Genomic DNA, 11,211 nt, shown 5'->3' with positions numbered 1-11,211 from the left:
TAGTCGGATTAGAGAAATTACGACTTTTGTCTAACTCAATTCCTTGATTCAGTGATGCCAAAGGGCAGGCCCAGCTCCCTTCGTCTCGCCGTCTCGGCTAACATGGAAGGCTTTTGGCATCGAGGATCGCCCAATGCAAGCCACTCTCGAGCAGCGTGCGCTCAAGATTTCCATCGCCGTCACTCTCGTGGTCTCGAGCCTAGGGGTCAGTTTTGGCCTGCTGGCCGGCTCGCAGTCGATTCTGTTCGACGGTGTGTTCTCCACCATCGATGCGGCCATGTCGGCACTGGCCCTGCTGGTGGCTCGGTTGGCGGTGCGCGAGGCCAGCCAGCGCTTCCAGCACGGCTATTGGCACCTGGAGCCGCTGGTAGCAGCACTCAACGGCAGCATTCTGATGCTGTTGTGCTTCTACGCCTTCCTCAACGCCCTGCAGGGGCTGATGGAGGGCGGCCAGCCGCTGGCCTTCGACGTGGCCATCGCCTATGCCGTGGTAGTGGCAACCATGTGCTACGCCATGGTGTTCTATCAGCGACGCATCAACCGCCGGGCCCAGTCGGAGTTCGTGCGCATCGACATGCAGGGTTGGCTGATGGCTGCCCTCATCACCACCTCGCTGCTGGTGGCTTTCACCATCGGCCTGCTGCTGCAGGGCACCGAATGGGAGCACCTGACCCCCTACATCGACTCGCTGCTGCTGGTGCTGCTCACGGTGTGCTTCATGCCGGTGCCGATAGGTATCGTGCGCCGCGCGCTGCGCGAAATCCTGCTGATCGCACCCAGCAACATCGACCGCGAAGTGCATGCCGCCATGGTTCCGGTGATGCAGCGCGAAGGGCTGATCGAATATTTCAGCCACGTGGCCAAGGCCGGGCGCGGCCACTATATCGAGATCCACATCGTCACCGCCCCGGAATTCGCTACCGACCGTGGCATTGCCGAGCTCGACGAGATTCGTGAAGAGATCGCCGCGCAGTTGAGCCCACCGCCGGAACGTCGCTGGTTCACGGTGGCGTTTACCGCCGATCCGCGCTGGGCCTGATGAGCGCTCCTACGGGCGAGAGCGTTGTCCTGACTCAGAGTGGCTATGCTGTGTGCCAGTAGAGATGTGTATGCAAAGGATGAGCGAACGGGAGAAAGGATGCAGGCATCACAGGATCGCGAGTCGAATGAATCCACCCAGGAGCCGCACAATCTCATCGAGTTGATGCGCGCCATCGAATCCATCGACACGCCTTCGGGGCGGATTCGCTTCGACGAAGTGCTCGACGCCATCGGCCGGCGCGCCTTCGGCCCACTGCTGTTGCTGGCCGGCTTGGTCACGCTGATGCCTGTCGTCAGTGGCATCCCCGGCGTGCCGACGCTGATGGCCTTGTTCACTCTGCTGGTTTGTGGGCAGCTATTGGTCGGCCGTCGCACCTTCTGGTTGCCGGGCTGGCTGCGCAATCGCACGCTACCCAGCGACAAGGTGCACAAGGGGCTCAAGTGGATGTACAAGCCGGCCAAGTGGATCGACCGCCTGCTGTACTCGCGTATCACCTTCATGACCGGCAAACAGGGCATACGCCTGACCGCCCTGGCGTGCTTCGTACTGGCGTTGGCCATGCCGCCCATGGAGCTGGTGCCGATGGCGGTCAATATCGCCGGCGTGGCATTGACCCTCTTCGGTCTGTCGATCATGGCACGTGACGGCCTGCTGTCGATCCTGGCCTTCATCATTACCGGCGTGAGTCTGTTCACCATCCTCTACAACCTGCTGTAGGAGTGCCCCATGCTCCCACTCGAACGCCTGCAGGCAGCCCAGCGCCTCATTGCCGATACCCTCGCTCCCACGCCCCTGCTGCTTGACCATACGCTGTCGGACCGGCTCGGCCGGCGTGTATGGCTGAAGGCTGAGCTGTTCCAGCGCACCGGCTCGTTCAAGGCGCGCGGCGGCCTGCACTGGGTGCGCACGGCCAGCCAGGAGGAGCTTGCGGGCGGGCTGGGTGCGGTGTCGGCAGGTAACCATGCGCTGGGGCTCGCCTGGGCGGCGGGTCAGGCCGGTGTGCCGGTCACCATCGTGATGCCGGAGAACGCCAGCCGATTCAAGGTCGATGGCAGCCGTGAGCTGGGCGCCGAAGTGATCCTGCACGGCGATATCAATGCGGCTTGGGAACGAATGCATGAACTGGTGGCAGAGCGCGGCCTGACCCTGGTACACCCCTATGACGACGAGCGCATCATTGCCGGCCAAGGCACGGTGGGACTGGAAATTCTCGAGCAGGCGCCCGAAGCCACGGCCATTCTTTGCCCAGTGGGTGGTGGTGGCCTGATTGCCGGTATCGGCTCGGCTATCGCGGCGCTACGGCCCGAATTGGCAGTGATCGGCGTAGAGCCTACCGGTGCCGCCAGCATGGCTGAGGCCTGGTCCCAGGGCCGGCCCGCGCGGTTAGCAGGCGTCGAAACCTGCGCCAAGAGCCTGGGCGCAGCCATCGTCGGTGAATACACCTACCCCATGTGCCGCGAGACGGTAAGGGCTCTGGTGCAGGTCGACGAGGCCGCGATCGGACGCGCCATGTATCATTTGTTCTATCAGGCCAAATTGATGGCGGAACCGGGAGCCGCGGTGGGAATCGCCGCCCTGTTGGACGGCGCGGTCACGCTGCCGCCGGCAGGCGATGTGGTAGTAGTGATCACCGGTGGCAACATGAGCCGGGAAGAGCTGGAACCGTTCCTTTGATTCCGCCGCTCCCGGCTGTCAGCCGCTCTGCGCTAGATGCATTACGCCAGAATGAAGTAGACGCAGGCCGCGGTGAGCCCGCCCATCGTCCAGTTGAAGATTCGCCAGGCGCGTGGCGTATCCAGCCACTGACCAATGGCCACGCCGAAGCCCGCCCACAGCGCGATGCACGGCAGCCCGACCAGCTCGGCGAAGGCAGCCAGCAGCAAGGCGTTCATTATCGGGTCGCCGCCTTCCGGCAGAAATCCCGCTATCAGCGCCAGGCCCATCACCCACGCCTTCGGGTTGGCAAACTGGAAGGCCGCCGCCTGCCAGAAACTGAGCGGTTTGCCTTCGCTCCTCTGGCGCATGTCAGGCGGTGGCGCCGTGGCGATCTTCCAGGCCAAGTAGAGCAGATACGCGCTACCAACGACGCGCAGGGTCATCTGTACCGCCGGGTAGCGCTCGAAGATCAACCCAAGCCCCAGGGCGATACCGGCGAACAACAGGAAACAGCCCCCTAGAATGCCAAAGATATGCGGCAAGGTGCGCATGAAGCCATAGTTGGCTCCCGAGGCCGTCAGCATCATGTTGTTGGGGCCGGGAGTGATGGTCATCGAGATCATGTAGAGGGCCGCGGGCCCGAGGAACGCCAGAGCTTCCATGTCATTGAACCCATACAATTATGCAATTTGATTGGATCGTGCGCACAAATGTCAGCATAATGAGTCCAGATATTCCGTCAAAGGTTTTATTGTCACCATGACAATGTGGATGCCTCAGCTCCCTGACGAAGGCGTGCGCTACCGTGCCATTGCCGAATCCATCGCCTTGGCCATCCAGGCCGGTGAACTCGCTGCCGGTCAGAAATTGCCACCCCAGCGCCAGTTGGCCGATCGTCTGGGCGTCACCGTCGGCACCGTAACCCGCGCCTATGCCGAAGCCGAACGCCAGGGTTGGGTGACGGCACGGGTGGGCAGCGGCACCTTCGTGCGTGGCGCCGAGACCTCATCGGGCCAGGATTTTCTCGCCAGCCGCCCCGTCGAAGAGGGCATCGTCGACCTCAGTCTGAGCCTGCCGCCGCCGCATCCGATGCGCGCCGCTTCGCTGGGGCGCGTATTGCGCGAGATCGCCGAGGACGACCTGGTGCTGCAGCGTGCGGTGGAGTACCAGCCGGACCGCGGCGTGCCCATCCATCGCGAACGTTTGGCCGCCTGGATGTGCGAACTGGGCATGCCCGTCGAGGCAGAGGCGCTATTGGTCACCCAGGGCGGGCAGCACGGTATCAGCCTGGCGCTGCAGGCCCTGGCGCGGCCTGGCGAGCGCATCGCCGCCGACGTGCTCACCTACCCTGGGCTGATCAGTGCCGCGCGCCAGGCCCACCTCAAAGTGTCAGGCGTACCGATGGACGATCAGGGCATGGACATGGACGCCCTCGCCCGCCTCTGCGCACAGCAACAGCCGCCACGGCTGGTTTATGTCACGCCTGACCAGAACAACCCCACCGGTACGCCGCTGAGCGAAGCGCGCCGCGAAAGCCTGGTGGCGCTGGCACGGCGCCACGATTTCTGGATCGTCGAGGATGGCGTGCAGTACCTGCCCGAGTCGGAACGCGGCACGCCGATCTACCGCCTGGCCCCGGAGCGCACCCTGTTCATCTTCAGCACCTCCAAGGTGTTGGCCGGTGGGCTGCGCATCGGCACCCTGGTGGCGCCCGCCATGCTACGGGAGCGCCTGGGGGCGACACTGCGCGCACAGAACTGGATGGTACCGCCATTGATGGTCGAGGCGGTGTGTCGCTGGGTAGCCAGTGACGACAGCCGTGTCTTGCTCGAGTGGTTGATTCAGGAGCTGGGCGAGCGCCAGAAACTGGCACGCCAGCGTCTGGCCGGCTACGCCACCGGTGGCCGCCTGCATGGCAACAACCTGTGGCTGCCGCTGCCGGAAGGGTTGCGCAGCGCGGTGCTCGCGGAAGCGCTGGCACGACGCAATGTGCTGGTGAGCAGCGCCGAGCCATTCTGCGTGGGTAGCGAACCCGCTCCCCAGGCGCTGCGGCTGTGCCTCAGCGCCGCCGTTTCCCGCGAGGCGCTGGCCCAGGCGCTGGATACACTGGCTGAACTGCTCGCCGAGCCCCCCGCCGCCCCTTGGCAGACGCTGTAGCGCCAGGGCTTGACGACTAACGAGTCAGCTCGGCGGCGGTATACCAGGCGATCATGCGCTCTTCGTCGGTAGGAATGACCCACAGCCCCACTTGGCTGTCGGCGGCGGCGATAGCGGTAGCATGGTCTGCATTGGCGTTGGCATCGAGCCGAGCGCCGAGCCACTCGCAGCCCTGTGCAATGGCGGCACGTACCGGCGCCGCACGCTCGCCGATGCCGGCGGTGAAGACGAGATGATCGAGCCCGCCAAGCGCTGCCGCCAGGCTGCCGATCTCGCGCACGATACGATAGACGAACAGCTCGATGGCCTCCGCTGCCTCGAAGGCCTGGCTGGCCAAGAGTTCCCGCATGTCGCCGCTGATGCCGGACACGCCGAGCAGGCCCGACTCCTTGTAGAGCATCCGCTGCACGGCTTCGGGCGCCATGCCCTCCTGCAGGATCAGATGCAGCACCAGGCCGGGGTCGAGGCTGCCGCTGCGAGTGCCCATCATCAGCCCTTCCACGGCGGTGAAGCCAGTGGTGGCAGCGACGCTCCTGCCGTCGCGTAGCGCGCATAGGCTAGCACCGTTGCCCAGGTGGGCAATGATGACCCGCCCGCTCGATATCGGCTGGCATTGCATCTGCTCGGCCAGGGCACGATTGACATAATCGAATGAAAGCCCGTGGAAGCCGTAACGGATCACGCCCTGCTTATGAAAGCGGCGCGGAAGCGGGAAGGTTTGCGCCACGGCCGGCTGGGTAGCGTGAAAAGCGGTATCGAAGCAGGCAACCTGGGGCAGCGACGGGCGCAGATCAGCCAGCGCCCGCACTGGCGCCAGCCCATAGGGCTGGTGCAACGGCGCAAGCATCACCAGCGCCTCCAACTCGCCAAGGCTCGTCTCGTCGAGACGCAGCGGGTCGCGATAGCGCGCTCCACCGTGAACGATCCGATGGCCTACACCGCGAAGATCGCCCAGGGCCGGGTTCGCTTCGATCCACTCCAGCAGACGGGCCAAGGCACCCTGGTGGCCCAGCATGGACGGTACGTTGCGCAGCGCGGCCGTGTACGCTTCATCAGCGGCCTCGTCGAAGCCCGCTCCCAGCTCGACCCGCGCCTGATCACCAAGCCCCGAGAACTGGCCGCGACAGCGCAGCGTCAGGGCCATGGGGTTCTCTGCGTGCGCAGCCTCGAACAGGGCGAACTTGAGGCTCGACGAGCCGCTGTTGACGACCAGGATCTCACCGCTCATGCCCTGGCCTTCTTCTGCTGTTCCGCCACCAGCAACGCCAAGGCGCAGGAGGCCATGCGGGTGATGGCGTCGTCGGCGCGGCTGGTGAGCACGATGGGCACCCGGGCGCCGACCACCAGCCCGGCGCCAGTGGCATCGGCAAGGTAGGTGAGTTGCTTCATCAGCATGTTGGCCGACTCCAGATCCGGCGCCACCAGGATGTCGGCCCGCCCCGCCACCGGCGAGACGATTCCCTTGGCCGCGGCGGCCGCTTCGGAGACAGCGTTGTCGAAGGCCAATGGGCCATCAAGCACGCCGCCGAGAATCTGCCCTCGCTCCGCCATCTTGCACAGCGCTGCGGCCTCCAGGGTGGAGGCAATCTTGGGGTTGACCGTCTCTACCGCCGACAGGATTGCCACCTTGGGCAATTCGTTGCCCACCGCATGGGCCAGGTCGATGGCGTTCTGCACGATGTCCTTCTTGTCGCTGAGGGTGGGATAGATGTTGATTGCCGCATCGGTGATGAACAGCGGCCGCGGATAGGTCGGCACGTCGAAAGCCATCACATGGCTCAGGCAACGCTCGGTGCGCAGGCCGGTGTCGCGCTTGACCACTTCATGAAGCAGCTCGTTGGTATGCAACGCTCCCTTCATCAGGGCTTCCACCCGGCCCGCTCGGGTCAGTGCCACGGCCTCGGCGGCCGCGGCATGACTGTGTGGCACGTCGATGAGTTCGAACTCGGCGATATCGATGCCGACCGCCTCGGCGGCAGCCTGTACTTTGGCCCTCGGGCCTACCAGCACCGGACGAATCAGCCCTTGACGTGCCGATTCATAGGCCCCAAGGATCGAGACCTCATCCACCGGGTGCACCACCGCCATGCTCACCGGTGCGGGATGTTCGGCAGCGCTGAGCATCTCGTGAAGACGTGCCCGCTCGGCCAGGCGTATCCGCGGCAGCACGGCGCGTGGCCGCCGAATCTTCTCGGTGGGCGCCTGGACCTCCGCCTCGCCCTCGATGACGGTTTCACCGTTCTGGTTGGTGCACAGGCACGCGAAGGTAATGCGCTTGTATTGAACATCCTTGTCCTGGGCACGCACGCTGACCCGCAGCACGTCACCGAGGCGCACCGGCTTGCGGAAACGCAAGGTCTGGCCCAGGTAGATGGTGCCAGGCCCGGGCAACTCGGTGCCCAGAACGGTAGAAATCAGCGCCCCGCCCCACATGCCGTGGGCCACCACCTCCTGGAAGCGTGTGCTCTTGGCGAAGTCGTCGTCCAGGTGCGCCGGGTTGATATCGCCGGACATGATGGCGAAGAGCTTGATGTCGTCGAGGGTCAGACGTTTCTCCAGGGAGGCCGTATCGCCAACCTGTATCTCGTCGAAGGTGCGGTTCTCGATATGACCGTTATCCGTCCACTGATCGTGACTGTCCATGCGCTATGCCTTGACCGGAAGTGAGATGAACCGAGAGGCGTCGGATACTGCAACGCAGCAAGCCCCAACCGACAGCATCGGTCACGCTCAGGGTGAAGGCAAGCGCTTGCGCCCCACGAACGAGACACCACAATGAACGGAAAGCCAGAACAATAACGAGGCCTGCCCATGCACCGTTTCCTCAATGACCCCACGCTTGCTGTTCCGGTCTTTCCGGGTAGCCACATGGCGATGGATGGCCACTACATCTTCCTTTCCGGATTGACGGTGACCGACATCCAGGGCGGCGAAGCCGTGCTCGGGGACATCGCCGAGGAGACCCGCTGGGTGATGCGTCGGCTGTCGCGCATGCTGGAGTACGCCGGTGCCTCGATGGCCAACGTGGTACGGGTGGACATCCACCTGACCAACCTCGACACCATCCACACCATGGACGCCGCCTACGCAGAGTTCTTCGAGAATTACCGCTACCCGGCGCGCACCTGCACCCAGTCATCACGCCTGAGCGGCGGCGCCAATGTCGAGATCACGCTGATGGCGCGCCAGCCGGGGCCCAACCCTCAAGTCGACCGTCAGGCCGGTACCGAGGCATGACGCAAGCGTCACCGCCTACCCCTATCTCGACAAAGTCTAGAGGTTGCACCATACTGGCCGCGCTTGAGAGTGGGAATGATACTCAATAGCCAGTTGATTAGTTTTCTTTACTAGAGCGATGCGCCAAAGCGGGCAAACCCGTTTACTGGCACTGAGCTCCGACCTCACTGAGTGATGCACCCAACATGGACAGCTACCTTTCGAAGGTTCTCTGCTGCACGGCACTGGCTTTCAGCTGCGTCGCCGCCCAAGCCGAAGAGATCACCATTACCGACATTGCCGGCCGCGAGGTCACCGTCGAAATTCCCGTGGAGCGCGTCATTCTCGGCGAAGGGCGCCAGGTCTATCTGCTCGGCGCTCTACAGCCCGAGGACCCTTTCGCCAGCGTGGTGGGGTGGCGCGACGATCTGTCTCAAGCCGACCCCGACAGTTACGCCCGCTATGCCGCCAAGTTTCCGGAGCTCGAGGCGCTGCCGACCTTCGGCGGCTTCAAGGACGGCACCTTTGACGTGGAACTGGCCGCCTCGCTCCAGCCCGATGTCATACTGATGAACCTCGAAGCCCAGGCAGCCACCGAGGATGCCGCCTATGACGACAAGCTCGCGGCACTGGGCATTCCCATCGTCTACGTGGACTTCCGCGAGGATCCGCTCGAGCACACCGCCCCCTCCATGCGCCTGCTGGGGCGACTGCTGGGCAAGGAGGAAGCCGCCGAGGCGTTCATTGAATTCTCAGAGTCGCAAATGGCGCGAGTCTCCGAGGTGATCGAAGCCGAGGTCGAGAACGAAAAGCGTCCGCGCGTGTTCGTCGACCGTGCCGGCGGTTACTCGGAGGAATGCTGCATGAGTTTCGGCCCCGGCAACTTCGGCGAGTACGTCGAGATCGCCGGAGGCATCAACATCGCCAGGGATATCATCCCTGCCACCTTCGGCACGCTGAGCCCCGAACAGATCATTACCTCCAACCCCGAGCATGTGGTGGTCACCGGCGGCAACTGGGAAGCCTATGTCCCCAATGGCGCCTGGGTCGGAGTCGGGCCGGGGGCCGATCTGGACCGCGCCCTGGCCAAGCTCGAGGCGCTGACCGGGCGCACCGCCATGACCGGCATCGACGCCGTCGAAACGGGTAATTTCCACGCCATCTGGCATCAGTTCTACAACAACCCCTACTATTTTGTCGCCATCCAGCAGTTGGCCAAATGGTTTCACCCAGAGCTGTTCTCCGACCTGGACCCCGAAGCGACGATGCAGGAATTGCATGAACGCTTCCTCCCCGTGGCTTATGAGCCGGGTTATTGGGTGACGCTCGATGAACAGTGAGCTGACTCAGCAAACCGTCAAGGCCGAGCGCAGCTACTACAGTGCGCTGGTGCTGCGGCGTCAGCTCATCCTGCTGGCGCTGTCACTTGGGCTGGCGCTGAGCTTCTGTGTCGACCTGGCGCTGGGCCCTGCCCGCTTCAGCCTCGCTGAGGTAGTGGCCGCGCTGGCGACACCGGATGCCGTGAGCCAGCAGGCCCGGGTCATCCTGTGGGAGATACGCATGCCGGTGGCGCTGATGGCGCTGGTCGTCGGCGCCAGCCTGTCGATTGCCGGCGCTCAGATGCAGACCATCCTCAGCAACCCCTTGGCCAGCCCCTTCACCCTGGGTATCTCGGCGGGCGCGAGCTTCGGTGCGGCACTGGCGCTGGCTTTCGGCGTAGTGATCGTCCCGGGGGCAGTGGAATACGTGGTGCCAATCAACGCCTTCATCATGGCCATGGTGACCGCATTTCTCATCCATGCGATGAGTCTGAGGCGGGGAGTCACGATCGAAACCATCGTGCTGTTGGGCATCGCCATGGTGTTCATCTTCAACTCGCTGATGGCGCTGATCCAGTTCTTCTCCAGCCAGCAGGCCGTGGCGGCGGTGGTCTTCTGGACGATGGGCAGCCTGACCAAGGCCACCTGGCCCAAGTTCTGGATTTCGTTCGGAGTTCTCGTCGCGGTGTTGCCACTGCTGGCCCGTCACGGCTGGGCGTTGACTGCCATGCGGCTGGGTGACACCAAGGCCGAGAGCATGGGGGTGAACCCGCGCGCACTGCGCCTGGAAGTGATGGTGCTGGTCTCGCTGCTGGCTGCCATCGCCGTGGCCTTCGTCGGCACCATCGGCTTCATCGGTCTGGTCGGTCCGCATATCGCCCGCATGCTGGTGGGAGAGGATCAGCGTTTCTTTCTGCCCGGCTCGGCTCTGTGCGGCGCGCTGATACTCTCCATCGGCTCCGTACTGTCGAAGATCATTCTGCCCGGCACCGTCATCCCCATCGGGATCATTACCTCATTGGTGGGCATCCCCTTCTTCCTGTATCTCATCCTCAACCACAAGAAGGCCTCATGGTAACGCTTCAACTCGATCGCCTGTCGGCCAGCTATGGCCGCCGCCAGATCCTGGCGGAGGTCACCACTCCCCGCTTCGAAGGTGGTCAAGTGGTGGCGCTGCTGGGACCCAACGCCGCTGGCAAGTCCACCCTTTTCCGGCGTATCTTCGGCCTGCTCAAGGGCGCTGGAGAGGTGCGGATCGACGGCGCCACCTCGGAGCGCCCCGTGGCCTACATGCCCCAGGATACCGGGGTGAATGCCGTGCTGACGGTCTACGAGTCGGTGCTGCTGGCACGCATGCAGGGGCGCAGCCTGAAGGTGCGGGAGGAGGATCTATCGCGGGTCGAGCATGCCCTGGCAGAGCTGGGCATCGTCAATCTTGGCGAACGGCACATCGGCGATATCAGCGGCGGCCAACGCCAGCTGGTCAGTGCTGCCCAGGCGCTGGTGCAGGAACCCGAGATCCTACTACTCGACGAGCCGACCTCGGCGCTGGACCTCAATCGCCAGATCGGCCTGCTGTCCATCCTCCGACGGCTAGCCCGAGAGCATGGGATGCTGATCCTGGTGGCGCTTCACGACCTGGGGCACGCCTTGCGCTTCACCGACCAGGCGATGGTGCTGGAAAACGGCCACATGATCGCCTGCGGAGCGACACCCGAGGTCGTCACCCCGGAACTGCTGCGAAGCGTCTATGGCGTGACTGCCCGCATCGAGCCCTGCTCGAAAGGCCAACCCCAGCTCATCGTCGAAGCCGATGCATGA

At 64.1% G+C, this 11,211-nt stretch carries 11 protein-coding genes; 8 read left to right on the top strand and 3 right to left on the bottom strand.

From position 1 onward, the window contains the following. Window positions 1-133: 133 nt before the first annotated feature. The 3 genes from SPH52_RS05405 (at window position 134) to SPH52_RS05395 (ending at window position 2,716) form a co-directional block, all read left to right on the top strand. Entirely contained in the window at window positions 134-1,039 is a 906-nt protein-coding gene (locus SPH52_RS05405) for a cation diffusion facilitator family transporter (protein ID WP_411793967.1), read from the top strand. Between the two features lie 99 nt (window positions 1,040-1,138). Next, window positions 1,139-1,759, top strand: coding sequence for an exopolysaccharide biosynthesis protein (locus SPH52_RS05400; protein WP_411793966.1), 621 nt, complete (start codon window positions 1,139-1,141; stop codon window positions 1,757-1,759). A 9-nt stretch (window positions 1,760-1,768) separates the two neighbouring features. Further along, entirely contained in the window at window positions 1,769-2,716 is a 948-nt protein-coding gene (locus SPH52_RS05395; RefSeq protein WP_411793965.1) for a threonine/serine dehydratase, read from the top strand. A gap of 41 nt (window positions 2,717-2,757) precedes the next feature. Here the strand turns inward: SPH52_RS05395 and SPH52_RS05390 are convergent, their stop codons facing one another. Beyond that, window positions 2,758-3,360 carry a LysE family translocator gene (locus SPH52_RS05390; protein ID WP_411793964.1) on the bottom strand — a complete coding sequence of 201 codons (603 nt, stop codon included), beginning with the start codon at window positions 3,358-3,360 and terminating at the stop codon, window positions 2,758-2,760. Window positions 3,361-3,457: 97 nt separating this feature from the next. Here SPH52_RS05390 and SPH52_RS05385 point away from each other — a divergent pair, with 97 nt between their 5' ends. Continuing rightward, window positions 3,458-4,855, top strand: a complete 1,398-nt coding sequence (locus tag SPH52_RS05385) for a PLP-dependent aminotransferase family protein (RefSeq protein ID WP_411793963.1) — start codon at window positions 3,458-3,460, stop codon at window positions 4,853-4,855. Between the two features lie 16 nt (window positions 4,856-4,871). On the opposite strand, the gene SPH52_RS05380 is transcribed toward SPH52_RS05385, so the two are convergent. Next, window positions 4,872-6,083: an acetate/propionate family kinase gene (locus SPH52_RS05380; protein WP_411793962.1), complete on the bottom strand. Its 1,212-nt coding sequence runs from the start codon at window positions 6,081-6,083 to the stop codon at window positions 4,872-4,874. After that, window positions 6,080-7,498 (bottom strand): bifunctional enoyl-CoA hydratase/phosphate acetyltransferase, encoded by a 1,419-nt coding sequence (locus SPH52_RS05375; protein WP_411793961.1) that lies wholly within the window; start codon window positions 7,496-7,498, stop codon window positions 6,080-6,082. Before SPH52_RS05375 ends, SPH52_RS05380 begins: the two co-directional genes overlap by 4 nt. Window positions 7,499-7,666: 168 nt before the next feature. Between SPH52_RS05375 and SPH52_RS05370 the strand changes: the two genes are divergently transcribed. The 4 genes from SPH52_RS05370 to SPH52_RS05355 all read left to right on the top strand — a co-directional run bounded on the left by SPH52_RS05370 (window position 7,667) and on the right by SPH52_RS05355 (window position 11,211). Continuing rightward, on the top strand, window positions 7,667-8,092 hold the full coding sequence (locus tag SPH52_RS05370; RefSeq protein WP_411793960.1) for a RidA family protein: 426 nt from the start codon (window positions 7,667-7,669) through the stop codon (window positions 8,090-8,092). 185 nt (window positions 8,093-8,277) lie between these two features. Continuing rightward, window positions 8,278-9,411, top strand: a complete 1,134-nt coding sequence (locus SPH52_RS05365) for an ABC transporter substrate-binding protein (RefSeq protein ID WP_411793959.1) — start codon at window positions 8,278-8,280, stop codon at window positions 9,409-9,411. Beyond that, window positions 9,401-10,468 (top strand): FecCD family ABC transporter permease, encoded by a 1,068-nt coding sequence (locus SPH52_RS05360; protein ID WP_411793958.1) that lies wholly within the window; start codon window positions 9,401-9,403, stop codon window positions 10,466-10,468. Before SPH52_RS05365 ends, SPH52_RS05360 begins: the two co-directional genes overlap by 11 nt. Next, window positions 10,462-11,211 (top strand): ABC transporter ATP-binding protein, encoded by a 750-nt coding sequence (locus tag SPH52_RS05355; RefSeq protein ID WP_411793957.1) that lies wholly within the window; start codon window positions 10,462-10,464, stop codon window positions 11,209-11,211. Before SPH52_RS05360 ends, SPH52_RS05355 begins: the two co-directional genes overlap by 7 nt.

It is taken from the genome of Halomonas sp. A29 (assembly GCF_046723295.1).
In the GTDB taxonomy this organism is placed as follows: Bacteria; Pseudomonadota; Gammaproteobacteria; order Pseudomonadales; family Halomonadaceae; genus Halomonas.
This window is presented reverse-complemented; position numbering and strand designations above follow the sequence as displayed.